Origin of the sequence: Paenarthrobacter sp. NyZ202 (assembly GCF_049860755.1) — a bacterium.
In the GTDB taxonomy this organism is placed as follows: Bacteria; Actinomycetota; Actinomycetes; order Actinomycetales; family Micrococcaceae; genus Arthrobacter.
In genome coordinates this window covers 2,350,757-2,376,021 of the sequence record NZ_CP187556.1, presented here as the reverse complement: position 1 = coordinate 2,376,021, position 25,265 = coordinate 2,350,757, and the positions used below count along the sequence as shown (strand labels likewise).

The window sequence follows — 25,265 nt, the reverse complement described above, 5'->3', positions numbered from 1 at the left end:
TAGGATTGACGCCATGACTTCGAATGTGGCTGCGGTCAGCTATGGCGTGAATTTGTCCCCTGGATCCCTTGAAGATCTGCGCAAGGTACTGGCCGGCTCCGGCGTCTCAGTGTCATCGGAATCACACTCCGGAGATGACCGTTTTGGAGTCCACACCGCGCAGCTCGCCGCCGCTGCCCTGACGGCGGAGGACCTGGCCTCCCTGCGCCGCACCATCGCTGCTGCCGGCCTTCCCGGTGTTGATACCGCGATCGTCCCAGAAGCCCTTCGGCAGGCTCCCCGCAAACTCCTCATCATGGACGTCGATTCAACGCTCATCCAACAGGAAGTCATTGAGCTGCTGGCCGCCTATGCGGGCAAACGGGAAGAAGTCGCAGCCGTCACCGAGGCAGCAATGCGAGGGGAACTGGACTTCGCCCAAAGCCTCCACGCGCGGGTCGCCGTCCTCGCAGGCCTCCCGGCCGCCGTCGTCGACTCCGTACGCCAGGAAGTGCGCCTCAGCCTGGGCGCGGCAGAACTCGTGGCCGCGTTCAAGGCCGCAGGTCACGTAGTGGCGGTCGTATCCGGCGGGTTCAACCAGATCCTGGGGCCGATCGCCGAAGAGCTGGGCCTGGACTACTGGATTGCCAACGAACTGGAAATCGTCGACGGCGCGCTGACAGGCAAGGTGCTCGGTGCGGTCATCGACCGGGCGGCCAAGGAAAAGTACCTCAGGGAATGGGCAGCGGCCGAAGGAATCGACCTCGACCACACGATCGCAGTCGGCGACGGCGCCAATGACCTCGACATGCTGGGTGCGGCCGGAATCGGAGTAGCGTTCAACGCGAAACCAGCAGTGCGTGAAGTTGCTGACGCCGCCATCAACATGCCGTACCTGGACGCAGTGCGCCATATCGCGAACGTCTGAGCCTGAATAGGTCGATCAAACTCCGTCATGAATTGGGTTTGCAGCCACTTAACTATGTAACTGGCCGATGATCCTGCGTGTCCTGCAGTGATTCCCCCAACGGTTCGTTCTTTGGTACGTGGCAGTCGACTGTAAAGGTGCAAGGTCAAAAGTGAGCATTTCCGAGCGTTCGTGGAAATGGTGGAAACGATCCGAGGTTCCTGCGCCGGATGAAAACCCGTCGGAATACCAGGATGCGCTACCCAGCTCACTCCAGCAATTACTCAGTGTTGACCACGGAGCAGTGTCCGAACCGGGGGTGGATACCACCATCGGCCGCGAATCAATGACTATTACCGTCACTGACCATCATGAAAAGGAAGAAGACATCATGAGTTCTCTTGATGAAGCGGTCAAACAGCTCCTGTCCATCGAAGGCGCTACCGGCGCAGCCATCGTGGACTACACGAGTGGCATGGCCCTGGCCCAGGGAGGAAGTCCGGGCTTCGACCTGGGCGTAGCGGCTGCCGGCAACTCGAATGTTGTCAGCGCCAAGCTCCGGACTATGGCAGAGCTGGGATTGAACAGTGATATCGAGGACGTGCTGATCACCCTGGATACGCAGTACCACCTCATTAACGTGCTGAACTCGGCAGGTTCAAAGGGCCTCTTTGTCTACCTTGTCCTGGACAGGACCTACGCCAACCTGGCACTGGCCCGGCACAAGCTCAAGAACCTCGCCAAGGGGATCACCATCTGACACCAGCCGAACAGCCAAAGGGGGTGCCCGCATGAAGCGGGCACCCCCTTTTCAGTTGGGCAGGTTTTACGTTGGTTGCCCCTTGAGCCGGCGGGCCTCCCCGCGTGGTTCCTGAAATTTGTCGCCGAGCATGTGATGCACCAGGACATCCTCATTGGTATTGGCATTCGCTTCGATGGAAACCAGCTCACCGTCGCGCATGACACCGATACGGTGGCACCAACCGACGAGCTCGGACAGGTCCGATGACAAGAGGATGACCGCAACACCGGTCTGGGTGAGTTCATGGAGCATCCTGTAGACGATTTCCTTGGCCCCGATGTCGATTCCACGGCTGGGGTGGCTCAGCACCAGGATGTCGCAATCAGTGGTCATCCATTTGGCCAACTGGACCTTCTGCCGGTCGCCCCCGGACAACGTGGCCATGGTGCCGTGGATATTGGTGGTGTTGATCCGCATCCGCCGAACAAGCTCGATCACGCCCCGCAGTTGCATCACTTCATCCTGCAAGCTGACGGCCGCCGGATCTGCTGCGTGATGCAGTCCGTCGACGATGCTGCTGGTCTCCGGTGCGAAGTTGTCCGTGGTGTCGGAGAGGAAGCCGATCCCGAGATCGCGGGCATCCTGATGATTGCGGATCGCGGCTTCCACGCCACGTACGAAGATGCGTCCGGAAGTGCTGGGGTGCAGGCCGACAAGAGCCTCCACCAGGGCGTAGATTCCGGACCGATGGGTACCCACCAACCCGAAGATCTCGCCTTTTGCAACGCTGAACGTCACATCCCGTACCCGGTCACCCACCTGAAGATTGGCCACCCTGAGCGCCTCGTCCCCCGCTGCCGGTTCTCCAGGGCGTGAATTGCCCTCGGGCTTTTCCTGCAGCAGCAGGAAGGCCAGTTCGTCTTCATTCGTCTGGCTCGCGTCCAGGACCCTGTGGACCCTGCCGTCACGCAGGACGGCGATGCGGTGGGCTATTGACCGCACCTCGTCCAGCCGGTGCGTGATGTAAATAATGGCCCGGCCTTGGCTGATGAGCATGCGAAGGACCTTATGCAGCACGGCAACGTCGTGGTCCGGCAGCGAGGCAGCGACCTCGTCCATGATCACCAGCTGCGCCTCTTCGGCGACCATTCTCAGTACTTCCACGAGCGTTTGTTCAGCTCGTATCAGTCCGCCGACTTTTGTGTCGGGATCCAGGTCTACGCCAATGTCCGCCAGGAGGGCACTGGCTTGCCCGCGAAGGTCGGCATGAGGCTTGGCACCCTGGAAAGTTCCGCGGAAAATAGCTTCCGCGACGGTGAGTTCCGGATTGAGCCTGAAGTTCTGCGGTATGAGGCCAACGCCGCAGGCCTGGGCTTCATCGGTGGTATCGGGACCATAGACCTCCCCTGCCAGGGTCATCCGTCCGCTGCTGTGTTGATGGGAACCGGCGAGTACGCCCATCAGCGTGCTTTTGCCGGCTCCATTGGTCCCGATAAGTCCCAGGATTTCACCTCTATGCAGCGAAAAACCGACTCCTTTGAGGATCCGGCGTTGATCGTAGGATGCGTGAATGTCATCAGCGTGCAATAGCAGGTCCAAAGAAGCTCCTGGTTCACAGTAATGCTTTCCCGCATTGGGTCCGCAACTCATGAATTACCGCCGGACCATCCATTTCAAGGGGTGGCATGGGCGACTTCCTGAGTCAACCAGAAAAAGAAGGATCTTGCCAAATCGCTTTCTTCAAAACAACTTTCGATATTTTATGACGTGAAAAAGAATAACTTTATGGAAATGTCATCCAACTACGAAGGGATACAAAAACGGCCCGGGACCCAAGTCCCGGACCGTTGTGAGTTTGGTGGTGGGCTACTGCCCGGCCTTGCCGAAGTAGTCGGCGCCACCTACGTATTCGGTGTGACCGGACTCAACGTCCGCAGTGACCATCTTGGCCACCTCGGCGGCGAACTCCTCTACCGAGTACAACTTGCCCGCTTCAGCCCGGCGGGCTTCGATGGCCCCGGGGTTGGACCGGTCAAGCAGGGTTGCGGTGACCGTGCCCTCGATCATGTCGCCGGACACCACCACCAGCGAAATACCCTTATCCGCGAGGTTGGGAAGGAGGGCACGGAGTGCGTCCTCGCCTGCGCGCTTGCTCCTGGCCACAGGCTCGTACTCAGGCATGGTGGCCACGGAGTCAATGAAGTGCGCCTGGTGGCTGGTCACGAAAACCACGCGGGAGCCTTCCTGCATCACCGGCACGGCTGCGTTGAGCATGTTGATCTGGGCGTCGCGGTTGAGCTTGAGGGCGTACCCCTCTTCCATGCCGGACTCCATGCCACCCGAGGCATTCAGCACCAGAACGTCGAGGGATCCGAATTCCTCCATCGCAGTGCTGGCGAGGGTGTGGACACCCTCCTCGGTGGTCAAATCGGCGCCCACGGCTACTGCGCGTCCGCCGGCAGCCTGGATTTCGGAAACAACCTTGTTGGCCCGGGGGGCCTTCTGGCGGTAATTAACGACGACGGCGGCACCCTCACCTGCCAGGATCTTGGCGACCTCGGCACCGATCCCGCGGGACGACCCCGTGACGATCGCCGTCTTGTTATCCAGCGTTCCCATTCTGCTCCTCTTGTTTAAATCATCCAAAAAACTGAAGGCCTGGCTTCCATCATGCCAGCGCATCCGACGAAAGCGGTTGTTGCCCGTCTACAAAATGTGACGGGTCAAGCAAGAACCAGGGCCTAGTGGCCCATTCCCAGGCCGCCGTCCACAGGGATCACGGCACCGGAGATGTACGCAGCTTCATCGCTGGCCACCCACCGCACCACATTGGCAACTTCAGAAGCCTCGGCAAAGCGTCCGGCCGGAACATTGGCCAGGTAGGACTTCTGGGTTTCCTCCGGCAGCTCGGCTGTCATGTCCGTGTTGATGAAACCTGGAGCGACCACATTGGCCGTAATTCCGCGGCTGCCGAGTTCGCGGGTCAGAGACCGGGCGATGCCCACCATGCCGGCCTTGGAAGCGGAGTAGTTGATCTGGCCCGGAGCACCGTACAGGCCGGAAACGGAGGAGATGAGGACTACGCGGCCCTTCCGGAGGCGGATCATGCCCTTGGAGGCGCGCTTGATGACGCGGAACGCGCCCGTCAGGTTCGTGTCCAGCACGGACGTGAAGTCGTCTTCGCTCATCCGGAGCAGGAGCGTGTCCTTGGTGATGCCGGCGTTGGCCACCAGGACTTCCACGGGACCGTGCGCTTCCTCGACCACTTTGAAGGCCGCGTCAATGGAGGCTTCGTCGGTGACATCGGCCTTGACGCCGAGGACACCCTCCGGCAGCGTCGACTCGCTCCGGTAGGTCACAGCCACCTTGTCGCCGTTGGCGAGGAAGGACTCCGCGATGGCGAGGCCGATGCCGCGGTTTCCGCCGGTGATCAGGACGCTGCGGCCAGTGGGTGCTGTTTCAGACATGCTTACGCTCCAGGTTCTGCGGCATGGCTGTGCCGCTGGGACGAGAAAGGGATTTTCCTGCCTCGATCTTAGCGGTGTTGCCGGCCGACCCGCGGGTAGCCGGCTCCGGCCGGTTTTGGCGGCTACCACCTTGGTGAGAGAATTGGAAGAAGCCTTTGGAGCGTGATGATTCAGCTGTGACACGAAAGAACAGTCCCTTGCAGCAGGTGCCCGGGGATCCGGACGCCGTTTCCGGCGATGCGGAAATCCATAGCATCACCGATGCTGCGGCCGCCCACTCGGAGGACATGCGGGAGCGCATGATCAAGTATGCGGTGGCCATGGGCATCCGCATGGTGTGCATTGTCCTGATCTTCGTCGTTGACGGCTGGTTCAAGATCATCGCTGTGGCCGGGGCCGTCTTCCTCCCCTGGGTAGCGGTGGTCATAGCCAACGGCAGTGATAAAGCGGAGGACCACAGTGAGTCACTGCTGGACTACGTCCCGGTCGCCGAAATCGAAGGCTCCGGCCGCGAGGCGGAAGAGCCTCCGGCCGAGGAAGAGGTCACGGTCCTCCAAGGAGAATTGGTGGACGACGAGTCCGCCACCCCTCAGGCAGACACCCACCAACCACCACCGAAGGCCGGGGAAGCCGGCAACGAACGGGCGGCTTCATGAACATCTTCACCTTGGGCAGCTCCGGACCGGGCGGCCAGGCAGAACAGGCCCCGGGGCCGGACATCTGCTCCCGGAAAGGCTGCCGCGAAGCCGCACGCTGGCAACTGCTGTGGAACAACCCCAGGATCCACACTCCGGATCGGCGAAAGGTGTGGTTGTCGTGCGCAGAACACCGGGAATGGCTCGAAGAATACCTGCAAACCCGCGGCCTGTGGAAGGAAACCCTGCCGTTTGAGGCAAGTGACGCCACCACCGTAGGCGGGGCGCACTGAATGTACCGTTTCCTGTTCTCCAGCAAGTGGCTGGGTTATTTCGTGCTGGCCGTCATCTTTGCCACGGCCTGTGTGTTCCTGGGGCGTTGGCAAATGGACCGCAGGGCTGAAACGCTGGCCGAGATCAACCGTGTGGTCAGTAACTACTCCGCCACGCCGGTGCCATTCCCGCAGGTCAAGGAACAGTTCACCCACTTGGATCCCGAACGCGAGTGGACGCAGGTTGAAATGCGGGGCACGTACGATCCCGATGGGCAGCGCGTCGTCCGAAACCGTCCATTGAACGGCCAGCCGGGTTACGACGTGGTGGTTCCCTTCCGCCTGACCACCGGGGAAGCTGTGGTGATCGACCGTGGCTGGCTCCCGATTGGCAACAACACCCCGGGAAGGCCCGACGTCGTGCCGTCGCCGCCTGCTGGAGAGGTCACCATCGTGGCCCGCCTCAAGCCGTCGGAACCCCGGCTCGACCGTGGCGCAGTGGAGGGGCAGTTGGCGTCAATCGACCTTCCCGGATTTGCGGAAGAACTGCCATATCCGGTTGCCACCGGGGCTTACGGACAGCTGGCCAGCGAAACACCTGCCGTCCAGCCGATGCCTGCTCCGTTCCCGAAACCGGCCACGGAGGAAGGCACCCACTTGTCGTACTCGCTGCAGTGGTTCGCTTTCGGTGTGCTGATGTTTGTTGGTTTTGGGTATGCCGCCCGACAACAGGCGCGCAACGCAGCCATCGATGCCGAGGACGAGGAAGACGACACAACCATAGCGGCAGCGGGTTCAACCAAGCGCCGTGCACCTGCGCCACGCAAGAGTAAGCGCCGCACATCCGAAGAAGAGGAAGACGCAATCCTGGATGCCCAAGGCTACTGAAACCATGCCCGCAGTCCTCTCTGTCAAAGCGGCGCTGACAGCCTCCGGTGCCGGCGATACCGTCCGCATCTTCCAGGAGAAAGTACCGACAGCAGCGGCTGCCGCGGCAGTCCTCGGGTGCGACGTCGCCGCCATCACCAACAGCCTGGTTTTTGAGGTGGGCGGTGCTCCGCTGCTGATTCTGGCCAGTGGTGCTGCAAAGGTGGACACCGGCCTTGTCTCACGGCAGCTCGGCCTGGGCAAGGTCCGCCGAGCCACAGCTGAGTTCGTTGTGGAGCACACAGGCCAGGAAGTAGGGGGCGTAGCGCCGGTCGGCCACCCCCACAAAATCCGCACCATCCTGGACGATTCCTTGAAACGGCACCCCTTGCTGTGGGCCGGAGCCGGCGACCACAATTCGATGTTCTCCATCACCTATGGGGAGCTGCTCCGCATCACGGCAGCTGAAGAACTCCGCGTACGGTAGCTTCATCACGCGAGGGTGATCAGGTCCAGGTAGTCCTCGTTCCAAAGGTCCTCCACGCCATCCGGAAGCAGCACCACGCGCTCCGGGTTCAGCGCTGCCACCGCGCCTTCGTCGTGGCTGACCATGACCACGGCGCCCGCGTAATTCTTCAGGGCGCCGAGGATCTCCGCGCGGCTGGCGGGATCGAGGTTGTTGGTGGGTTCATCGAGGAGAAGCACGTTGGCGCTTGAAGCGACGATCGTGGCCAAAGCGAGCCTGGTCTTCTCGCCACCGGAGAGGACGCCTGCGGGTTTGTCGACGTCGTCGCCGGAGAAGAGGAACGAACCGAGGATGCCCCGTACCTCCGAGTCCTTCATGTCGGGTGCGGAAGAGCGCATGTTTTCCAGGACGGTCCGGTCGTGGTCCAGCGTCTCGTGCTCCTGGGCGTAGTAGCCCACTTTGAGGCCGTGTCCGGGCACAATCTCCCCGGTGTCCGGGGCGTCGACGCCGGCAAGCATTCGCAAGAGGGTGGTCTTGCCTGCGCCGTTGAGGCCGAGGATGACCACCCGGGAACCACGGTCGATGGCCAAGTCGACGTCGGTGAAGATTTCCAGCGAACCGTATGACTTGCTCAGTCCTTCTGCGGTCAAGGGAGTCTTGCCGCAGGGTGAGGGCTCGGGGAACCGCAAAGCGGCCACGCGGTCATTCTCGCGGACAGCCTCAAGTCCGCCCAGCAGCCTCTCGGCACGCTTGGCCATGTTCTGGGCGGCCACGGCCTTGGTGGCCTTGGCCCGCATCTTGTTGGCCTGGTCCATGAGGACCTGCGCCTTCTTCTCTGCATTGGCACGCTCGCGCCGGCGTGCACGCTCATCAGTTTCGCGCTGCAGCAGGTAGCGCTTCCACCCCATGTTGTAGTAGTCGATCTGCGCACGGTTGGCATCGAGGTGGTACACCTTGTTGACTGTCGCTTCGAGCAGTTCGACGTCGTGGCTGATGACGATCAGGCCGCCCTGGTGGTTCTTGAGGAAGTCCCTCAGCCAGGCGATCGAGTCGGCATCGAGGTGGTTGGTGGGCTCGTCAAGCAGGAGTGTTTCAGCTGACGAGTACAGGATGCGGGCCAGTTCCACGCGGCGACGCTGGCCGCCCGAGAGCGTCTTCAGTGGCTGGTTAAGGATGCGTTCCGGCAGAGCCAGATTGGAGGAGATGGCTGCTGCCTCTGCCTCGGCAGCGTAGCCACCACCGGCAAGGAACTCGGCCTCAAGCCGGTCGTATCGGTTCATGGCCTTGCGCTGCACGGACTCGTCACCACTGGACATCTCGGCCTGAGCCTTCTTCAGCTTGCCGACCACAACGTCCAGGCCGCGGGCTGACAGGATACGGTCCCGGGCCAGCTGCTCCATGTCCGGCGTGCGGGGATCCTGGGGAAGGTAGCCGATCTGTCCGCTGCGGGTTACCTTTCCGCCCGCGGGAAGCCCTTCTCCGGCGAGGACCCGTGTCAGAGTGGTCTTTCCAGCGCCGTTGCGGCCTACCAGCCCAATTTTGTCGCCCTTGTCCACCCGGAAGTTAACCTGATCCATCAGCAGGCGGGCGCCGGCACGGAGTTCGAGGTCCTGGACGGTAATCAATTCGGGTGATGCCTTTCGAAGGAAGAGCCGGCAACGTCCGGAATATATTGGGGGCGCTGCGGAGAAGCCGTGGGAACGGCCTGTCCAAGTCTACCGGCAGCCCGGGGAGCCGCCGAACCGGTGCCCGCGGCCGCGCTCGTGGGCCCCCCACCAAGGAACCCGCGATCCGTTTGTGGAGAGGCTCCAAAAACGGCGTACCGGGGCCTGCGTATTCTCGAATTCCAGGGGGAACACCGCATCACAGCACCCAGCTTTTCCTGAGAGGACTTCCCGTGAGCCAGACCACTTCCGCTTCGGCACAGCGCACTGCACCCCGCAAACGCTGGACCGCCACCGACCTCGGCCTGATCGCCGTTTTTGCGGCGCTCGTCGCCGCATCTTCCATTGTTCCGGGCATTCCGGTGGGTGCCCTGGGCGTGCCGATCACGCTGGTGACCCTCACCGTGATGCTCAGCGGCTTGGTGCTCGGTCCCGGAAGGGGGTTCGCCGCCGTCGGACTCTATGTACTCCTGGGCCTGGCAGGTCTGCCGATCTTCAGTGGCGGGCGCAGCGGGCTGGGGATCCTCGCCACACCTTCCGCCGGTTACATCATCGCGTTCCCCATTGCGGCTGCAGCTACCGGTTTTCTTGCCGCATGGATTATCCGGAAATCCCGGAAGAACCGGGCTCTCCTGCTTTTTGCGGCGACCATGGCCAGCAGCATCGTCGTTATCCACGGGCTGGGTGTCCTGGGCATGATGGTGAACGCCAAACTTGACCTCACCAAAGCATTCCTTGCCGATTTGCCCTTCTACCCGGGTGACATCCTCAAGAACATCCTGGCTGTAGTCATCGCGATCGCCCTTCACAAGGCGTTCCCGGACCTGCTGGTCCGGCGGGTCAAGTAGGCTGCCACCTTATGGATTCCATCAGCTTCGACGCTGTCACGGTGCGGGTAACCGTTGATGGCACGGATGCCCCCAAGACGCTCCTGCAGGATGTCTCCCTCGACCTGACCGAGCAACGCATCGGGGTCATAGGCGCCAACGGCTCGGGGAAGTCGACCTTGCTGCGGCTCATCAACGGGCTGGTGGAGCCTACCGAGGGCAAAGTGCTGGTCCACGGTGAAGACACCGTTACAGCGGTCCGGAAGGTTCGCAGCAACGTTGGCTTTGTCTTTACGGACCCTCTGTCCCAACTGGTCATGCCGACCGGGCGCGAGGACGTTGAATTGTCCCTGCGGCGCTCCGTGAAGAACGGCCGCGAACGTGCCGTGCGGGCCGAGTCTGTACTCGACAGGTTCGGTCTGCTGCGGCTTGCGGACCAGAGCATCTACGAGCTTTCCGGGGGCGAGCGCCAATTGTTGGCGTTGGCGGCGGTGCTCGCCGTCGATCCGAAAGTGCTGGTCCTTGACGAACCGTCCACACTGTTGGATCTCCGCAACCGCGAGCTGCTCAGGCGCTCAGTGGCGGGGTTGGATCAGCAGGTCATCATGTCGACCCACGACCTTGAACTCGCAGCCGACATGGACCGGGTCCTGGTGGTGGACGCCGGCCGGATCCTGTTCGACGGGGCCGCCCGCGACGGTATTGCCTGCTACCGGGAGCTGTGCGCAGCGGAAGTGCAGTCATGAGGGGCAAGGCCGTACTTATCGCGGACTATGTCAGGGGCGATTCCTTCGTCCACCGTACCCCGCTGTGGGCGAAGTTCCTGCTGGTGGCTGCCTGCGGCACCGCGTCATTCCTGATTGTTGACTGGGTGGTGTCCCTGGTTGTCTTCTGCCTGATGTGCGCTTTGTTCCTGCTGACAGGAGCCGGCCTCAGCCGCCTGTGGCGGGTCATCCGGACGGTGGCACCAATTCTGGCGGCGATAGGGCTGTTCCAGTGGTGGCAGCTGGGCGGTCCCATTGCTGCGCGAATCGTTGTGAACGTCCTTGTTTGTGTGGTCGCAGCATCGGTCCTGACAGCAACGACTCCCGTTCAGAAGCTCCTGGACGGGGTGGTGTCACTGGCCAGGCCTTTCCGTCGCTGGGGCGCCGACCCCGAGCGTTTCGCGTTGACGATCGCGATCATGCTCCGGAGCATTCCCTTCATTGCAGGCGCCTTCTCGGATGTCCGTGATGCCGCCCGCGCTCGGGGGCTGGAACGCAATCCCCGGGCACTGGTTCTTCCGGTCTTCATCACCACGGTGGCCTACGCCCGGCAAACCGGTGACGCGCTGGCAGCAAGGGGCCTGGGCGAGGCCGGGGACAGCGACGAGTAGTCTAGAGCCTCACATACTGCAGGAGGGCGGCGGTACCCATGCCCCCGGCAATGCTGATCATGGCCAGCGACAGCGGCGTGGCTCCGGCTTCCTTGTAGCGGACCCGCGACTGGGCCAGCAGCCTCGTGACCAGCACGGCACCGGAAGCGCCATAGGCGTGTCCAAGAGCAAGGGCCCCGCCGTCACGGTTGGCGAGCGAAGGGTCGATCCCAAGATGTTCCAGGCAGGCGATGGTCTGGGAGGCGAACGCCTCGTTGAATTCGACCAGGTCCACCAGTGCGGGCTCGAGGCCATTCTCTGTGAGCAACCGGGCGGCGGCGTAGGCCGCCCCGATCCCCAAAAGTTCCGGGTCAACACCTGCGGTGTCGCAACCCCGCACCAACAGGCCGTCCTTGGCCCCCAGAGAGCGGGCGCGCGCCAGGGAGGTAATAACGACGGCGGAAGCTGCGTCCGCGTCGAAGCACGAGTTTCCTGCGGTGACAGTTCCCCCGGTGACGAAAGCGGGAGGAAACCGCTCCATGAGTGCAGCTTTGAGCGACGGACGCGGACCATCGTCCCCGGACACTATTCCGTTCCCGGTATCCAGGGGGACGATCTCCGCGGAGAACGTCCCGGCAGCGGCAGCCGCCAGGGCCCGCTGGTGGCTGCGCAGGGCAAACGCATCCTGGCGTTCCCTGCCGACACCGAAAGAGCGCGCCACGTTCTCGGCGGCCACACCCATGTCCGGGTCGCCAAAGCCGGGCGGCACGAAGGTCGCCCGACTGTAGAAGTCCAGCCCGCCGTCGTCGTTCCTGCGGGCCCTGGCCGGGGCGGTACTGATGCTTTCCACGCCGCCAGCCAGGTAAACAGGATCGCCACCGGCCCCGACCATTCGCGAAGCCAGTGCTATGGCGTCCAAGCCAGATCCGCACTGTCGGTCCACGGTGACTCCCGGGACCGATACTGGCATCCCCGCCTGGAGCGCGGCATAGCGGGCCACGTTGCCTCCCCCGCCCACGGCGTTGCCCATAATGACATCGTCCACTTCCTCCGGATGGAGGTGCGCTTCACGCAGCAGGGCAGCCAGGACCGGAGCCAGAAGGTCATGGGCACCAAGGTGCTTCACTTGTCCGTTGGCGCGGCAGATCGGCGACCGGAGTGCTGCGATGATGACCGGCTGCCGGGACTCGTCCACCCCGGAGGCGTCGCCAGGAAGGCTACCCAAGGATTTGTGCCCGTGGGTCGTGGTTCTTGATCCAGTCCAACATCACCTTGCGGCTGATCTTGCCCCGGTCGGTCATGGGGATCTCGGACAGGACGAAGTACTGCAAAGGCCACTTGTCCCTCGCGAGCAGGCCGTCGAGGCCCGTGCGGAGTTGGGTCGCGGTCACGGCACCATAGGCGGGAAGGACGCCTGCAACGACCCTCTGGCCGCGGATGTCATCAGGGGCGCCGGCAGCGACGGCAGTCTCCACGCCCGGAACAGATCCAAGGGCCAGCTCAACCTCGTGAGGGTAGACGTTCTTCCCCGACGTCACGATCATGTCCGACTTGCGGCCCAGGATGTGCAGGACGCCGTCGTCCACGTACCCTTGGTCGCCCACGGTGTACCAGCCGTCCAGGCAGCGCAGTGCGTGACCGTCGTCGCCCCACAGATAGCCATCGCTCACCATGCCGCTCCGAACGCTGATGTTGCCGTGGTCACCCTCCGGAACATGTCTCCCTTCATCATCCAGGATGCTGAGCTCGACGCCGGGGAAAGGGCGTCCGATTCCTGTGCCACCGGGATCCAGGGGCTCGCCTGCCGCCAAACGGGTGCCGGAGACGAAGCTCAACTCCGAGGCACCGTAATACTCGAAGATCGCGGCGTTGGGTGCCCAGCGCCGCGCCGCCTCCAAAGTCCGGCCATCGAGTTTGGAGCCTGCGCAGATGATGCTGCGGATACCGGAGGCATCCACATCGCCGGCCAGGCCCCGCTCGCTCAACAGGCGAAGCATGGTGGGCGCCACGACCAGCCGCGTGATGCCGTCATGGCTGATGGCTGCATGGGCATCGCCCACATCGAAACTCTCCAGTGTATGGAAGGACGCCCCGGCGAAAAGGCATTCGGACAAGGCGTAGAGGTTCAGCGAGGCCGACAAAGGACCCGGCGCCAGGGTGCGGTCATCCTGCATCAGCCCAAAAAACTCGATGGACGCTTCGAAGGAAATCTGCCACGAGCGGCGTGAGCGCGTGAAAGCCTTGGGGACGGACGTGGTTCCGGAGGTAAGGCCAACCAGGAACGTGGTGGCCGGATCGCCGTCCCTTAATGCATCAACGGCAGCAATCTCCGGCTGTGTGATCCGCGACGACACCTCGTCGATCATGGCCGAAGGCCAGTGCGGATCCAGGACGGCGCAACGGCGCTCCCCCGCCACTGCGGCAGCATAGCGTTCGATGAAACCTGTTGAATTGGGCTCCGCGAGGATCGTGGTTGCGGCAGCATCATGGAGCCGGGCCGTTGCAGCGTGGTGCAGCTGTGCCCAGGTGAGGCGCCGGCGTCCCACGACGACGGCGGTGTCGTGCGGGTGCTCAGCGGCCCAGAGGTGAAGTTTGTCCAGGAAAGGCATCCACCCGATTTTACGGCAGTGTCCCGCACCGGTCACCAAAAGTGACGTCTATTCTGACTGTATGAGTTTCAACGACGGCGCACAGCTCGACCCATCCCAGGTACAGGACAGGCGTGGCGGCGGCCTGGGCCGCGGAACCAAGATCGGCGGCGGAATCGGTGGTGGCATCGTGGCACTGCTGCTGGTACTGCTGGGCGTCAATCCGAACATCCTCGGCGACCTGACCGGCGGCGGGCAACCACCCGCCGTCGAGGGTGGAGCAGGCACTGGTGGCGTGCAGGAATGCAAGACAGGCGCTGACGCCGACAAGCGGCTCGACTGCCGCATCCTCGGCACGGTGAACAGCCTCAACGCCTTCTGGCCCGACTACCTTGCCGACTACAACGTGCAGTACCCCCGCCCGGAGACCGTCATCTTCAGCCAGGCGACCAATACCGGATGCGGCTCTGCCACCAGTGCCGTCGGCCCGTTCTATTGCCCGGCAGACACCACCGCATATTTCGACCCCGGTTTCTTCGACGAACTGGTGAGCCGCTTCGGGTCCTCAGGCGGGCCCCTCGCCCAGGAATATGTGGTGGCCCACGAATTTGGCCACCATGTGCAGAACATCCTGGGAACACTCGGCCAGGCACAGCAGGATCCACAAGGGCCGCAGTCCGGTGCGGTCCGTGTGGAACTCCAGGCTGATTGCTATGCCGGCCTGTGGGTCCGCCATGCGACAACCCAGCCCGATCCTGCCACCGGGAAGCCGTTCCTTGATCCCCTGACGGAGCAGGATTTGCAGGACGCGTTGTCGGCAGCCTCCGCGGTAGGCGACGACCGAATCCAGGAAGCAGCCACCGGAAGGGTCTCCCCCGAGTCCTGGACACACGGCTCCAGTGAACAGCGGCAAAAGTGGTTCTACCAGGGCTATTCCACAGGTGACATCAACAAATGCGACACGTTCGGGGTGGCTGTCCCCTAGGCTTTTGGTCCGTTGCACGCCAGCGGCCCGACGGTTGAACCCGCCGGGCCGCTGGTGGGTGGTTACTTGCAGGTGACGTCCACGCGGTACGTGTAGTCGCCTTCATTGTGGTCCGCAACGGTCACGGACACCGTGGCGCTGCTGCCCTTGATCTTCGCCAGCGCGCCGTCCGGGCCCACCACGGCTCCGAGGCCACAGCCAGGCTGACCGGAAACCTTGATGGAGTGGGTTCCCTGTTCGGTCGCCTCGAAGTGTGCCTCGTGGTAGGCAAGAACATCAGGGTTCCATTCGGAGAACTTGATGTTGTGCGCACCGTTGGTGTCGGTCCATTCGGCCGCATAGCCGTCCAAGGCCACGCCGTTCTTGAAGAACCGGACGTCGATTTCAACAATCAACGGATTCCGGACCTTGAAGTTGTCGACTTTGCTGTAGCGCGGAACGAAGCAGTGCTTGTTGCCTGGTGCCGAACAGTCATAGCGTTCCACCGGTGTCACCCACACCTTGTAGACGCCGCCGTTGTTGGGTGTATCGGCGTAGGGAAACAACTGGACCGTCGCCCCGCCGTCCTCACCGTCTGCACCGGTGGCGTGTTCACAGCCTCCTGCCGCTACGACGTCTTCAATGACTCCGGAAGCATTCACCGTAAAACGCCGGCACTCGATGGCGTCAGAGGACAACAGCGTCTTTCCTGATGGGTCCGTGACCTGGAAGTAGTAGTCACCGGCTGGAAGGCCCGCCGCGTTATCGGGGGCGTTGATGCCCGGGCCGCCGTTGAGGTACACGTCTTCCTTGGCCTCATAGATGTTGAGGTTCACAGGTACTCCGGATCCGTCGGTGGTGAAGATCGCTCCGGATAGTTGGCTGCCGGCGGGCGGTGCCGAGGATGCCGGCGGTGCCAGGAGTCCCACTGCAACGATGGCTATTGCACTGGGAATAACGGCCATTCTTCTTCTCATGGGGGTGCCTCTGATCTGCGTGTGGTGATATACCTGCACTGTTGCGCAGTAGGCGGCCACTCCCCAGCCAGCAGGCACCGCCACTCCCCGGATCAGGGGGCCGGAGGAGTCAGGACCGCGCCTCAGATGGCGGCATACTACTCCCTCATGGAATCCGTGAAAAGAGCCTGCGAACGGGTAAAGGAAAGGGTCCCGGGCGTATTGCCCGGGACCCTTTCAATCCGCTGAAGCGGAGCGTGATTCCTGCTCAGATGTTGAAGCCGAGGGCCCTCATCTGGTCTTTGCCATCGTCAGTGATCCGCTCCGGACCCCATGGCGGCATCCAGACCCAGTTGAGGCGCCAGTCGTCCACGATGCCGTCCAAGGATTTCCCGACCTGTTCTTCCAGGACGTCCGTCAGCGGACAAGCCGCAGTGGTCAGCGTCATGTCGATCAGCAGGGCACCGTCCTCGTCCGAGTACTTCAGGCCGTACAGCAGGCCAAGGTCCACCACGTTGACACCGAGTTCGGGGTCGATGACGTCCTTGAGCGCTTCCTCGACGTCCTCAAGGCTGGTACGCGCCGCGTTGATTTCGGTCATGGAACGATCCTAACTAGGCCTGGGCGGCAGGAGCAACGGCGACGCCGGCACCGGCGGCGTAGCGGTCGTAGCCCTCTTCTTCAAGACGGTCGGCGAGCTCAGGGCCGCCTTCTTCCACGACCTTGCCGTCGACGAACACGTGAACGAAGTCCGGCTTGATGTAGCGGAGGATCCGGGTGTAGTGCGTGATAAGCAGTGTGCCCATGTTGCCCTGGGCGTGCGCCCGGTTGACGCCTTCGGAAACAACCTTGAGGGCGTCGACGTCCAGGCCGGAGTCGGTCTCGTCCAGGACGGCAAACTTCGGCTTGAAGAGTTCCAGCTGCAGGATCTCCACGCGCTTCTTCTCACCACCGGAGAAGCCCTCGTTGACGTTGCGCTGTGCAAAGTCGGCGTCGATGCGCAGCTGCTGCATGGCTGCCTTGACGTCCTTCGTCCAGGTACGGAGGGCCGGAGCCTCGCCATCGATGGCGGTCTTGGCAGTACGCAGGAAGTTGGTCATGGTCACGCCCGGAACCTCTACCGGGTACTGCATGGCCAGGAAGACGCCTGCACGGGCGCGCTCGTCGACACTCATCTCCAGGACGTCTTCGCCGTCAAGGGTGATGCTGCCGCTGGTCACCGTGTAGCGGGGGTGTCCGGCGATGGTGGAGGCAAGAGTGGATTTGCCGGAGCCGTTCGGGCCCATGATCGCGTGGGTTTCACCGGTCTTGATCGTCAGGCTGACGCCCTTCAGGATCTCCTTGGTGCCCTGCTCCGTCTCGATGCTGACGTGCAGGTCCTTGATCTCAAGAGTAGACATGCTGTTCTTTCTTTCCGTTCGTAAGTCTGGAGGACTCGGCGCTCAGTAGTTGTTAACCGGGGCGCCGTTCACAACGTTGGTCACGTCCACGTAGACGTCGTCGCCATCCACGGCGACAGCGAAAACGGGGACGGGGTCATAGGCAGGCAACTGGAGCGGCTGGCCGCTGCGCAGATCGAACTGGGAACCGTGGCCCCAGCACTCAATGGCGCAACCTTCAACTTCGCCCTCGGACAGGGAGATATCTGCATGGGAACAGGTGTCCCCGATCGCATGGATTTCGCCCATTGAGTCCCTCACGATGGCTACCGGGTAGTCATCGATGAGGATGCGCAGCGCCTGCTTCACTTTGATGTCGTTGGCGCTGCACACCAGCTCACCCTTGGGTTGTTCACTCATGGTTGTCCTGACCGCCTGTGGCTAGTTGTCCGTTGCTTCGAGTTCGCGCTCGACGGCTTCGGTCAGGCGCTCCTCAATGGCGGGAACCTTGATCTTCTGGATGATCTCGTTGAGGAAGCCCCGGACGACGAGCCTGCGGGCTACGTCTTCGGGGATGCCGCGGGCCATGAGGTAGAACAGGTGCTCGTCATCAAAGCGTCCGGTGGCACTTGCGTGGCCTGCACCCTCGATGAGGCCTGTCTCGATTTCCAGGTTGGGGACGGAGTCAGCGCGGCAGCCGTCGGTCAGCACCAGGTTCTGGTTCTTCTCGTAGCTGTCGGTTCCTTCGGCCTGCTTCTGGATCAGGACATCGCCAACCCACACAGTGTGCGCGCCCTTACCCTGCAGGGCACCCTTGTAGAGGACGTTGGATACGCAGTTGGGCTGTGCGTGGTCAACGAAAGTACGGTGCTCAAGGTGCTGGCCGGCGTCGGCGAAGTACAGGCCGAAGAGCTCGGCTTCACCGCCGGGAGCCGCAAACCGGGCAGTGGGGGTTACCCGTACGAGGTCCCCGCCCAGGCTCACGGTGATGTGCTTGAACTTGGCGTCGCGTCCGATCCTGGCCTGCTGGGAGGAGGCGTGGACGGAGTCGTCGTTCCATTCCTGCAGGGAGACGAGAGTCAGTTCCGCACCGTCCTCAAGTACGATCTCCACGTTCTCGGAAACCACGGCGGAACCCTCGTGGGAAAGAACCAGGACGGCCTTGGAGAACTTCTGTGCCACGACAACCACATGCTGGGCCGAAGCTTCAGCGCCGGTACCTGCGAGCGTGACCGTGATCTCCGGCTCCACGGACGTTTCCGCGGGCACAGTGATGACGGTGGCTTCCTTGAAGTTGGCCCAGGCGTTGGCCGAGACACGGTCTTCCGGAATGCCGGCTGAACCGATCCTGACATCGTCACGGCCCACGGTCTCCACAGCTACGCCTTCCGGCGCGGCAACGGAAACAGCCGGAGCGGCGCCGTCGAGGATATCGGTGTGCAGGCCGCGGAGGCGGCGCAGCGGCGTAAAGCGCCAGTCTTCTTCCAGGCCGGTGAGGGCTTTGAAGTCCTCGAGCTCGTACGAGGTGAGGCGGCCGGCCCGCGAACTGTCCGGAACGCCTACGCCGCCACCGTGCGAATGGCCCTTGGCCGAAGCGCCCGCGAGCGGGCCCGCGGACGGCTGCTCCGCCGTCGTGCCTGTTGCGTTGATGGGCGAGAGGTTCTCGCCTTCTTCCGTGAAGCCGTCGATAAAGGGCTGTGCCGAAGGCGCGCCGATGCGTGCCTTCTCAGTAGTGATATCAGTCATTGTTAACCGACGGATCCTTCCATCTGAAGTTCAATCAAGCGGTTCAGCTCAAGGGCGTATTCCATGGGAAGCTCGCGGGCAATCGGCTCGATGAAGCCGCGCACGATCATGGCCATGGCCTCGTCCTCCGGCATGCCGCGGGACATCAGATAGAAGAGCTGCTCTTCGCTGACGCGGGAAACAGTCGCCTCGTGTCCCAGTACGACGTCGTCCTCGCGGATGTCAATGTACGGGTAGGTATCCGAGCGGGAAATCGTGTCCACCAGCAGGGCATCACAACGGACCGTGTTGGCCGAATGCTTGGCCCCTTCACGGACCTGGACCAAACCGCGGTAGGCCGCGCGGCCGCCGCCACGGGCCACGGACTTGGAGATGATGGAGCTCTTGGTGTTGGGAGCAATGTGCACCATCTTGGAACCGGTGTCCTGGTGCTGGCCTTCGCCGGCAAAAGCGATGGAGAGCGTTTCGCCCTTGGCGTGCTCGCCCACGAGGTAGACGGCCGGGTACTTCATGGTCACCTTGGAGCCGATGTTGCCATCGATCCATTCCATGGTGGCGCCTTCTTCGCAGATCGCGCGCTTGGTCACCAGGTTGTAGACGTTGTTGGACCAGTTCTGGATGGTGGTGTAGCGGACGCGGGCGCCCTTCTTGACCACGATCTCGACGACGGCCGAGTGGAGGGAGTCCGAGGTGTAGATCGGAGCCGTGCAGCCTTCGATGTAGTGAACATACGAGTCTTCATCGGCGATGATCAGCGTGCGCTCGAACTGGCCCATGTTTTCCGTGTTGATGCGGAAGTAGGCCTGGAGGGGAATCTCGACGTGGACGCCCTTGGGCACGTAGACGAAGGAACCACCGGACCACACTGCCGTGTTCAGCGACGCGAACTTGTTGTCACCCACCGGGATGACCGTGCCGAAGTATTCCTGGAAGATCTCCGGGTGCTCACGCAGCGCGGTATCGGTGTCGAGGAAGACAACGCCCTGGGCTTCGAGGTCCTCGCGGATCTGGTGGTAGACGACCTCGGACTCGTACTGGGCGGCCACACCGGCAACCAGGCGGTTGCGCTCGGCTTCCGGAATGCCCAGCTTTTCATAGGTGTTGCGGATGTCCTCGGGCAGGTCCTCCCACGTGGCGGCCTGCTTCTCGGTGGAGCGGACGAAGTACTTGATGTTGTCGAAGTCGATGCCCGAGAGGTCTGCACCCCAGGTAGGCATGGGCTTGCGGTCGAAGTACTTCAGGCCCTTGAGGCGGAGGTCGAGCATCCATTCGGGCTCGTTCTTCTTCTGGGAGATGTCGCGGACAACTTCTTCGTCCAGGCCACGACGGGCGTTCGCTCCAACGTCGTTTTTGTCGGCCCAGCCGTACTCGTAGTTGCCGATACCGTGGAGCTCGGGATTCTTCTCCAGTATCTCCGAGATCACAGTGCCGTCAGCGACTGCCTTCTCTGCTGTTCCTTCAGCTAATTGACCCGTCATCACGGCCTTTCTTGCTGGTTGTTTGATTCCTGGTACGGGTTGCCGGCCGGTGCTGCGGCGCCTGGGGGCACCGTTGCGGCCAGCCGCCCGGTAGGTATGTGGGTGGTGCAGACGTGACCGCCTTGCGCCAGGGTGGAAAGGCGCCGGACATCGACACCCACCAGTCGGGAAAAGACTTTGGTTTCGGTTTCACAGAACACCGGGAACTCTGCTGCCAGCTGCTGGATGGGACAGTGCCCCTGGCAGAGCTGGACGCTGGAGAACTCAGCCGGGAGAGGGGCCTTGGCCTCAATGGATTGGGCAGAGGAGACGTAGCCGTCGCGGTTGAGGGCCTTGGACAGTGCCATGGCGCGCGCGGTGATGTCCTCTCCGGCCGCCTCCACCTCCGGGGCATAGCGCCGTTCCAGTTCGGTGAACCGCTCTTCCGCGTACTGGCGGACCGACTCTTCTCCGGCAATATCCTGGAGGCGGCGCAGTGCGGACCGGGCTATGTTGAAGTAGTCATCCCCCAGCTTGGACTGGCCCTGTGAACTCAGGACGTACCGGCGCGCGGGCCGCCCCGCACCTCCGCCGGCTTTTGCCACGCGTTTGACCTCGATGACTCCGGTTCTCTCGAGGTGGTCCAAGTGGCGGCGTACGGCGGCCGGGGTGAAACCCAGGAGGTCACCGAGTTCAGCCGCGCTGACGGGACCGTTTTCGAGGACGGCTCCAAGGACGCGGTCCCGCGTGCGGTCCTCGGCGTCCGGCAGGGCAGGCGAGGCCACCAGGGCCTCTGCCGCTGCAGCATGCCGCTTGGAAGGCATGGGAAGTGGACTACTCATGGAATACACAACACAATCATGTCGTAATTTGTTTCATGCCTCCAGTAAGGCAAGACTGACCTCACCTGCCCGCACAGTGTGACCGTACTACTTCCCGTAGAATACTGTGGTGCGATCCCCCGATTCCCCGGTCCTCACCATTGAAGGCCTCATAAAGGACGTAGGTCCCCTGGCCTCCCTCGACGGTAAAATGCTCAGGGTTGTCAGCGGCCTTTCCCTGATTGCGGAACGTGGACAGATCACCGCGCTGCTCGGTGCCAACGGTGCCGGCAAGACCACCACGTTGGAGTGCGCACAAGGGCTGCAGAAGCGAACCGGCGGATCCATCTCCCTCCTCGGCGAGGATCCCGATTCGGCGGGTGCGGAACTGAGGTCCCGCGTCGGCGTGATGCTCCAGGACGGCGGACTCCCGCCGTCGGCCCGTCCTGTTCCACTCCTTCGGCACGTAGCCGGCATGTACCGCAACCCCATGGATGTCGACGTCCTCATGGACCGGCTGGGCATCAACCAGTTCAGCAGGACCTCGGTGCGCCGCCTGTCCGGTGGGCAGAAACAGCGGCTCGCCCTGGCAGCGGCACTGGTCGGCAATCCCGAGATCCTGTTCCTCGACGAACCCAGTGCAGGCCTGGATCCTCAATCCCGCCAGATGGTTTTCGACCTGATCGCCGAACTCCGCGATGCCGGCATGGGAATCGTGCTCACCACCCATCTCATGGATGACGCCGAGCGCCTGGCCGACTACGTTTACATCATCGACGGCGGCCATAACGTAGCCGAGGGCACAGTGGCCGAACTCCTGCGCCACGACCATTCAACGGACATTACGGACAGGACCCTGGTGTTTGATGCCCCGCCGGGACTCGATTTTTCCGCTGTGCTCACGCCCGGCGTGCAGGTCAGTGAAACCCGGGCGGGCAGCTATTCCGTGTCCGGACCCATCACTCCCAAGGATCTCGCTGCCCTGACGGCATGGTGGGCCGAAAGGGACATCCTGCCGGCATCTTTGCGCCTTGAGGCCAGGAGCCTTGAGGATGTCTTCCTGGATATCTCCGGAAGGGACCTCCGATGAGCAAACTCTTGACGGCGAACGCCGGTCCGGCTTCCCTGGCGAAGCGGATCATGCAGCAGGGACGCTACGAGACCATCACCATGCTGAGGAACGGCGAACAGTTGATCCTGGCGGTGGTCCTTCCCGTTCTTGCGCTCGTCGGCCTGACTGTTACCCCCCTGTTGGATGGTCTGGGAGGTTCAAGGGTGGACGTGGCGACGCCCGGCATCCTTGCCCTTTGCGCGATGTCAACGGCATTCACGGGCCAGGGCATTGCCACCGGATTCGACCGCCGCTACGGCGTTCTCCGGTTCCTTTCCACCACGCCCCTGGGACGGGGCGGCCTTATTGCCGGAAAGATCCTGGCAGTGCTTGCCGTCCTGTTGCTTCAGGTAGTGGTGGTGGCAGTGGTCGCAGCCATGCTCGGGTGGCAGCCCAAGCCGGAAGCCTGGCTCCCGGGTTTGGCACTCCTGATCCTCGGAGCCGCAGCTTTCACCGCGCTCGGCCTCCTGGTGGCCGGCACGGTCCGGCCCGAGGCCACCCTTGCCATCACCAATCTCCTGTGGATTTTGCTGGGGGCCCTGGGCGGAATCGTGGTGCCTGCCGAAAGACTGCCGGGTGCGGTCCAAGGCCTTGCGCATTTCCTCCCCTCAGGCGCGCTTGGGCAGGCATTGCGCGACGTATTCCTGACAGGCACCGTACCGTTGGCCGGTGTCCTGGTACTTCTGCTCTGGACGCTGCTTGCAGGGGCTGCGGCCATCCGCTGGTTCAAGTGGAACTGATCGATTAAGACGAACTGAGGACTGAGAAATTGTGAGCACGGCGTCCCGCCTTCCGAAAACCGTCCAGCGGCTGGCATCCAAGTTGCCGACGGAGGTCAACCGCGCCATCAGGCGACTGGCCGTTCTTTCCCTGATTGGGCAGACAGTCCTCGTGGTCACCGGTGGGGCCGTTCGCCTCACAGCATCCGGCCTGGGTTGCCCCACCTGGCCACGCTGCACCGACGACTCCCTGGTCAACACTCCGGAGATGGGCATCCATGGTTTCATCGAGTTCGGCAACCGGCTCCTGACCTTTGCCTTGGCAGCGGTGGCAGCCCTCATGCTGGTGTACTTGTGGAACTTGCGCAAGGAACGCCGTGATCTGTTCCTGCTTGCCCTGGGTCTGCTGGCCAGCATCCCGGCACAGGCAGTGATCGGCGGGATCACCGTACTCTCCGGCCTCAACCCGTGGGTGGTGGGGCTCCACTTCCTGGTCTCCATGGCCCTGGTGGTCTTTGCGACGCTTTTGGTCAACCGCGCGTTCGGGCGCACGGGGCGTTTCATGAACCGCTCCCTGCCGTCCCTTCCGGGTGCAGCCCGCCCGATCATGATGGCCGTTGCCGTGTTTTCCGCCATTGCCGTGATGCTGGGGGTGGTGGTGACCGGTGCGGGTCCCCACGCCGGTGACGCGGACGCGCCCCGGAACAACCTTGACTGGGACCTCTTCTCGCACATCCACGCCATCCCCGCCTACCTCATCACCGCAGGTTCGCTCTTTGCGGTCTACCTGGTCTTCCGGCACAAAATCGGCGGCCCCTTCCGCACGGCCGCCTACCTGATGCTGGCAGTTACGGTGCTTCAGGCGATCATCGGCTTCACTCAGTACTACAACGGAATTCCGGCGCTGCTGGTGGGAGCGCACATGCTGGGTGCGGCACTGCTCATGAGCGCGGCCACCAATGCGGCAGACCTGGCAAAGGCGAGCCCGGCCACGTAGGCAGGGCTACGCCGCCCAGCTCATCCGCGTCACCTTAGGATCCCCGGGCCGGGACGCCGCGTATCGGCCAACCTCGGACTCACCGCTGCGGGAGCCTTGGGCAGGTGATGAAAAAGCCCGACGCCGGCACCCAGGTGGGTGCCGGCGTCGGGCTTTAACTCTTGGAGGCTGCGCTCCTTAGCCGCCAATCAGCGGCGAACCGACGAACGGATCCACGGCCAGGGCAATAAAGAGAAGCGTCAGGTAGCTGATGGAACCGTGGAAGACCTTCATGGCTCCCTTGTTGGAGACGTCACCGCCCTGTGCCCGCTTATACAGTGCGTGGCTCTCGTAGAGGAACCAGGCGCCGGCGGCAACGGCAGCCACTGTATAAACCCAGCCGGCACCGCCGACCGGAATCATCAGGAGGGAACACGCGACCATGGCCCACGCGTAGAGGACGACCTGGACGGAAACGACCTTTGCGCCGGCGATCGCCCCCAGCATGGGCACGTTGGCGTTGCGGTAGTCTTCGCCGTACCGCATGGACAGGGGCCAGTAATGCGGTGGTGTCCAGAGGAAGATGACCATGAAGAGGACAATGGCCGGCCACTCCACGGTATTGGTAACGGCGGCCCAGGCGATCAGGACAGGAAAGCAGCCTGCAGCGCCTCCCCAGACAATGTTCTGGGCCGTACGGCGCTTAAGGATCATGGTGTAAATGACCACGTAGAACACGATCGCACCCAGGCCCAGCCATGCAGAGAGCGGGTTGGCCCCGAACCAAAGAATGGCAATCGAAGCAGCGCCAAGCACCCACGCGAAGACCAGGGCCTCACGGGGGGTCACCTCTCCTGTAACAAGGGGGCGCTTTTCCGTCCGGTGCATCAGTTTGTCGATGTCACGGTCGATGTAGCAGTTGAAGACACCGGCGCTGCCGGCGGCGAACGCGCCGCCCACCAGCGTGGCCAGGATGAGTCCCAGGGAGGGGAAGCCGCGCTGCGCGAAAATCATGGTGGGCAGCGTGCTGACCAGGAGCAGTTCGATGACGCGGGGTTTGGTGAGTGCGAGATACGCCTTGAACTTACGGGAGAATCCGATGCTTCCCCGGGCCGGGGACGCGTTGAGGTGCGTATCAGTTGTGCTCACGGCGGCAGTCACTCTGTTCTATGCTCTGGGGTTCTCGCAGCAGTTGCCATCCGGGACTCCGACGTGGGACCGCGGGCGCGCGAACTGCTGGTGGCCTCCAAATATCATACCGTGGCCGGGCACGGGCCAATGTCCGCAAAAATCGCCAATGTTTCCGAATCTTCACGCCTCCGCGGCGCCTTGGTGATTCATATAAGCGAATTTCTGTCCAGTTAGTGG

Annotated in this window: 27 protein-coding genes; 13 read left to right on the top strand and 14 right to left on the bottom strand. The window is 62.8% G+C overall.

Features of this window, described 5'->3' with window-relative positions; all coding sequences use genetic code 11:
* Nucleotides 1–13: 13 nt before the first annotated feature.
* A complete protein-coding gene (gene serB, locus ACPFL9_RS10995; RefSeq protein WP_426002640.1) occupies nt 14–907 on the top strand; it encodes a phosphoserine phosphatase SerB in 894 nt (297 codons plus the stop codon).
* Nucleotides 908–1,277: 370 nt separating this feature from the next.
* Nucleotides 1,278–1,646 carry a hypothetical protein gene (locus tag ACPFL9_RS10990; RefSeq protein WP_426002639.1) on the top strand — a complete coding sequence of 123 codons (369 nt, stop codon included), beginning with the start codon at nt 1,278–1,280 and terminating at the stop codon, nt 1,644–1,646.
* 66 nt (nt 1,647–1,712) lie between these two features.
* On the opposite strand, the gene ACPFL9_RS10985 is transcribed toward ACPFL9_RS10990, so the two are convergent.
* The 3 genes from ACPFL9_RS10985 to ACPFL9_RS10975 all read right to left on the bottom strand — a co-directional run bounded on the left by ACPFL9_RS10985 (nt 1,713) and on the right by ACPFL9_RS10975 (nt 5,095).
* Nucleotides 1,713–3,278, bottom strand: coding sequence for a sugar ABC transporter ATP-binding protein (locus ACPFL9_RS10985; RefSeq protein WP_426002637.1), 1,566 nt, complete (start codon nt 3,276–3,278; stop codon nt 1,713–1,715).
* A gap of 216 nt (nt 3,279–3,494) precedes the next feature.
* Complete coding sequence (locus tag ACPFL9_RS10980) at nt 3,495–4,247, bottom strand: SDR family oxidoreductase (RefSeq protein ID WP_426002635.1); 753 nt, start codon at nt 4,245–4,247, stop codon at nt 3,495–3,497.
* A 122-nt stretch (nt 4,248–4,369) separates the two neighbouring features.
* Nucleotides 4,370–5,095 (bottom strand): beta-ketoacyl-ACP reductase, encoded by a 726-nt coding sequence (locus ACPFL9_RS10975; RefSeq protein ID WP_426002634.1) that lies wholly within the window; start codon nt 5,093–5,095, stop codon nt 4,370–4,372.
* 155 nt (nt 5,096–5,250) lie between these two features.
* On the opposite strand from ACPFL9_RS10975, the gene ACPFL9_RS10970 reads away from it, so the two are divergent.
* The 4 genes from ACPFL9_RS10970 to ACPFL9_RS10955 are packed head-to-tail and all read left to right on the top strand — an operon-like array spanning nt 5,251 to nt 7,356.
* Nucleotides 5,251–5,751, top strand: coding sequence for a DUF3099 domain-containing protein (locus ACPFL9_RS10970; RefSeq protein WP_426002633.1), 501 nt, complete (start codon nt 5,251–5,253; stop codon nt 5,749–5,751).
* Entirely contained in the window at nt 5,748–6,023 is a 276-nt protein-coding gene (locus ACPFL9_RS10965) for a hypothetical protein (RefSeq protein WP_426002631.1), read from the top strand. Before ACPFL9_RS10970 ends, ACPFL9_RS10965 begins: the two co-directional genes overlap by 4 nt.
* Complete coding sequence (locus tag ACPFL9_RS10960; protein WP_426002629.1) at nt 6,024–6,890, top strand: SURF1 family protein; 867 nt, start codon at nt 6,024–6,026, stop codon at nt 6,888–6,890.
* Complete coding sequence (locus ACPFL9_RS10955; RefSeq protein ID WP_426002628.1) at nt 6,874–7,356, top strand: YbaK/EbsC family protein; 483 nt, start codon at nt 6,874–6,876, stop codon at nt 7,354–7,356. Before ACPFL9_RS10960 ends, ACPFL9_RS10955 begins: the two co-directional genes overlap by 17 nt.
* A gap of 5 nt (nt 7,357–7,361) precedes the next feature.
* On the opposite strand, the gene ACPFL9_RS10950 is transcribed toward ACPFL9_RS10955, so the two are convergent.
* Entirely contained in the window at nt 7,362–8,960 is a 1,599-nt protein-coding gene (locus ACPFL9_RS10950) for an ABC-F family ATP-binding cassette domain-containing protein (RefSeq protein WP_426002627.1), read from the bottom strand.
* Between the two features lie 272 nt (nt 8,961–9,232).
* Here ACPFL9_RS10950 and ACPFL9_RS10945 point away from each other — a divergent pair, with 272 nt between their 5' ends.
* From ACPFL9_RS10945 to ACPFL9_RS10935, 3 genes are read left to right on the top strand one after another with little or no spacing between them, the layout of a single operon-like run.
* Nucleotides 9,233–9,847 (top strand): biotin transporter BioY, encoded by a 615-nt coding sequence (locus ACPFL9_RS10945; protein WP_426002626.1) that lies wholly within the window; start codon nt 9,233–9,235, stop codon nt 9,845–9,847.
* Nucleotides 9,848–9,858: 11 nt separating this feature from the next.
* Nucleotides 9,859–10,572 (top strand): energy-coupling factor ABC transporter ATP-binding protein, encoded by a 714-nt coding sequence (locus tag ACPFL9_RS10940; protein WP_426002624.1) that lies wholly within the window; start codon nt 9,859–9,861, stop codon nt 10,570–10,572.
* Nucleotides 10,569–11,201 (top strand): energy-coupling factor transporter transmembrane component T family protein, encoded by a 633-nt coding sequence (locus tag ACPFL9_RS10935; RefSeq protein WP_426002623.1) that lies wholly within the window; start codon nt 10,569–10,571, stop codon nt 11,199–11,201. The genes ACPFL9_RS10940 and ACPFL9_RS10935 overlap by 4 nt, the downstream gene beginning before the upstream one ends.
* Before the next feature lies 1 nt (nt 11,202).
* Here the strand turns inward: ACPFL9_RS10935 and ACPFL9_RS10930 are convergent, their stop codons facing one another.
* A complete protein-coding gene (locus ACPFL9_RS10930) occupies nt 11,203–12,405 on the bottom strand; it encodes a thiolase family protein (RefSeq protein ID WP_426002622.1) in 1,203 nt (400 codons plus the stop codon).
* Nucleotides 12,398–13,789, bottom strand: a complete 1,392-nt coding sequence (locus tag ACPFL9_RS10925) for a class I adenylate-forming enzyme family protein (protein ID WP_426002620.1) — start codon at nt 13,787–13,789, stop codon at nt 12,398–12,400. Before ACPFL9_RS10925 ends, ACPFL9_RS10930 begins: the two co-directional genes overlap by 8 nt.
* A 61-nt stretch (nt 13,790–13,850) precedes the next feature.
* Here ACPFL9_RS10925 and ypfJ point away from each other — a divergent pair, with 61 nt between their 5' ends.
* On the top strand, nt 13,851–14,753 hold the full coding sequence (ypfJ, locus tag ACPFL9_RS10920) for a KPN_02809 family neutral zinc metallopeptidase (protein WP_426002619.1): 903 nt from the start codon (nt 13,851–13,853) through the stop codon (nt 14,751–14,753).
* A 62-nt stretch (nt 14,754–14,815) separates the two neighbouring features.
* On the opposite strand, the gene ACPFL9_RS10915 is transcribed toward ypfJ, so the two are convergent.
* The 7 genes from ACPFL9_RS10915 to ACPFL9_RS10885 form a co-directional block, all read right to left on the bottom strand.
* Nucleotides 14,816–15,697, bottom strand: coding sequence for a hypothetical protein (locus ACPFL9_RS10915; protein ID WP_426002617.1), 882 nt, complete (start codon nt 15,695–15,697; stop codon nt 14,816–14,818).
* A gap of 259 nt (nt 15,698–15,956) precedes the next feature.
* The gene (locus tag ACPFL9_RS10910; RefSeq protein WP_021470428.1) at nt 15,957–16,289 is read right to left on the bottom strand and encodes a metal-sulfur cluster assembly factor; all 333 of its coding nucleotides are present in this window, start codon (nt 16,287–16,289) and stop codon (nt 15,957–15,959) included.
* A 13-nt stretch (nt 16,290–16,302) separates the two neighbouring features.
* Nucleotides 16,303–17,088: a Fe-S cluster assembly ATPase SufC gene (gene sufC / locus ACPFL9_RS10905; protein ID WP_426002616.1), complete on the bottom strand. Its 786-nt coding sequence runs from the start codon at nt 17,086–17,088 to the stop codon at nt 16,303–16,305.
* A gap of 42 nt (nt 17,089–17,130) precedes the next feature.
* On the bottom strand, nt 17,131–17,487 hold the full coding sequence (locus ACPFL9_RS10900) for a non-heme iron oxygenase ferredoxin subunit (protein ID WP_426002614.1): 357 nt from the start codon (nt 17,485–17,487) through the stop codon (nt 17,131–17,133).
* A gap of 21 nt (nt 17,488–17,508) precedes the next feature.
* Nucleotides 17,509–18,813, bottom strand: a complete 1,305-nt coding sequence (gene sufD, locus ACPFL9_RS10895) for a Fe-S cluster assembly protein SufD (protein WP_426002613.1) — start codon at nt 18,811–18,813, stop codon at nt 17,509–17,511.
* A 2-nt stretch (nt 18,814–18,815) separates the two neighbouring features.
* Nucleotides 18,816–20,291: a Fe-S cluster assembly protein SufB gene (gene sufB, locus ACPFL9_RS10890; protein ID WP_426002611.1), complete on the bottom strand. Its 1,476-nt coding sequence runs from the start codon at nt 20,289–20,291 to the stop codon at nt 18,816–18,818.
* A complete protein-coding gene (locus tag ACPFL9_RS10885; protein ID WP_426002609.1) occupies nt 20,291–21,112 on the bottom strand; it encodes a helix-turn-helix transcriptional regulator in 822 nt (273 codons plus the stop codon). The genes sufB and ACPFL9_RS10885 overlap by 1 nt, the downstream gene beginning before the upstream one ends.
* 109 nt (nt 21,113–21,221) lie before the next feature.
* Between ACPFL9_RS10885 and ACPFL9_RS10880 the strand changes: the two genes are divergently transcribed.
* Genes ACPFL9_RS10880 through ACPFL9_RS10870 form a run of 3 tightly spaced genes read left to right on the top strand, consistent with a single transcriptional unit; the run spans nt 21,222 to nt 23,918 of the window.
* Nucleotides 21,222–22,181 carry an ABC transporter ATP-binding protein gene (locus ACPFL9_RS10880; protein WP_426002608.1) on the top strand — a complete coding sequence of 320 codons (960 nt, stop codon included), beginning with the start codon at nt 21,222–21,224 and terminating at the stop codon, nt 22,179–22,181.
* Nucleotides 22,178–22,942: an ABC transporter permease gene (locus tag ACPFL9_RS10875; protein WP_426002606.1), complete on the top strand. Its 765-nt coding sequence runs from the start codon at nt 22,178–22,180 to the stop codon at nt 22,940–22,942. Before ACPFL9_RS10880 ends, ACPFL9_RS10875 begins: the two co-directional genes overlap by 4 nt.
* 31 nt (nt 22,943–22,973) lie before the next feature.
* Nucleotides 22,974–23,918 carry a COX15/CtaA family protein gene (locus ACPFL9_RS10870; protein WP_426002605.1) on the top strand — a complete coding sequence of 315 codons (945 nt, stop codon included), beginning with the start codon at nt 22,974–22,976 and terminating at the stop codon, nt 23,916–23,918.
* A 177-nt stretch (nt 23,919–24,095) separates the two neighbouring features.
* Here the strand turns inward: ACPFL9_RS10870 and ACPFL9_RS10865 are convergent, their stop codons facing one another.
* Nucleotides 24,096–25,058 carry a heme o synthase gene (locus tag ACPFL9_RS10865; RefSeq protein WP_426002603.1) on the bottom strand — a complete coding sequence of 321 codons (963 nt, stop codon included), beginning with the start codon at nt 25,056–25,058 and terminating at the stop codon, nt 24,096–24,098.
* Nucleotides 25,059–25,265 lie beyond the last annotated feature (207 nt).

Coding starts and splice junctions, on each gene's coding strand:
- serB (WP_426002640.1), top strand. CDS start 14: ATGACTTCGAATGTGGCTGCGGTCAGCTATGGCGTGAATTTGTCCCCT.
- ACPFL9_RS10990 (WP_426002639.1), top strand. CDS start 1,278: ATGAGTTCTCTTGATGAAGCGGTCAAACAGCTCCTGTCCATCGAAGGC.
- ACPFL9_RS10985 (WP_426002637.1), bottom strand. CDS start 3,278: ATGAGTTGCGGACCCAATGCGGGAAAGCATTACTGTGAACCAGGAGCT.
- ACPFL9_RS10980 (WP_426002635.1), bottom strand. CDS start 4,247: ATGGGAACGCTGGATAACAAGACGGCGATCGTCACGGGGTCGTCCCGC.
- ACPFL9_RS10975 (WP_426002634.1), bottom strand. CDS start 5,095: ATGTCTGAAACAGCACCCACTGGCCGCAGCGTCCTGATCACCGGCGGA.
- ACPFL9_RS10965 (WP_426002631.1), top strand. CDS start 5,748: ATGAACATCTTCACCTTGGGCAGCTCCGGACCGGGCGGCCAGGCAGAA.
- ACPFL9_RS10960 (WP_426002629.1), top strand. CDS start 6,024: ATGTACCGTTTCCTGTTCTCCAGCAAGTGGCTGGGTTATTTCGTGCTG.
- ACPFL9_RS10955 (WP_426002628.1), top strand. CDS start 6,874: ATGCCCAAGGCTACTGAAACCATGCCCGCAGTCCTCTCTGTCAAAGCG.
- ACPFL9_RS10940 (WP_426002624.1), top strand. CDS start 9,859: ATGGATTCCATCAGCTTCGACGCTGTCACGGTGCGGGTAACCGTTGAT.
- ACPFL9_RS10935 (WP_426002623.1), top strand. CDS start 10,569: ATGAGGGGCAAGGCCGTACTTATCGCGGACTATGTCAGGGGCGATTCC.
- ACPFL9_RS10925 (WP_426002620.1), bottom strand. CDS start 13,789: ATGCCTTTCCTGGACAAACTTCACCTCTGGGCCGCTGAGCACCCGCAC.
- ypfJ (WP_426002619.1), top strand. CDS start 13,851: ATGAGTTTCAACGACGGCGCACAGCTCGACCCATCCCAGGTACAGGAC.
- ACPFL9_RS10915 (WP_426002617.1), bottom strand. CDS start 15,697: ATGGCCGTTATTCCCAGTGCAATAGCCATCGTTGCAGTGGGACTCCTG.
- ACPFL9_RS10910 (WP_021470428.1), bottom strand. CDS start 16,289: ATGACCGAAATCAACGCGGCGCGTACCAGCCTTGAGGACGTCGAGGAA.
- sufC (WP_426002616.1), bottom strand. CDS start 17,088: ATGTCTACTCTTGAGATCAAGGACCTGCACGTCAGCATCGAGACGGAG.
- ACPFL9_RS10900 (WP_426002614.1), bottom strand. CDS start 17,487: ATGAGTGAACAACCCAAGGGTGAGCTGGTGTGCAGCGCCAACGACATC.
- sufD (WP_426002613.1), bottom strand. CDS start 18,813: ATGACTGATATCACTACTGAGAAGGCACGCATCGGCGCGCCTTCGGCA.
- sufB (WP_426002611.1), bottom strand. CDS start 20,291: ATGACGGGTCAATTAGCTGAAGGAACAGCAGAGAAGGCAGTCGCTGAC.
- ACPFL9_RS10885 (WP_426002609.1), bottom strand. CDS start 21,112: ATGAGTAGTCCACTTCCCATGCCTTCCAAGCGGCATGCTGCAGCGGCA.
- ACPFL9_RS10875 (WP_426002606.1), top strand. CDS start 22,178: ATGAGCAAACTCTTGACGGCGAACGCCGGTCCGGCTTCCCTGGCGAAG.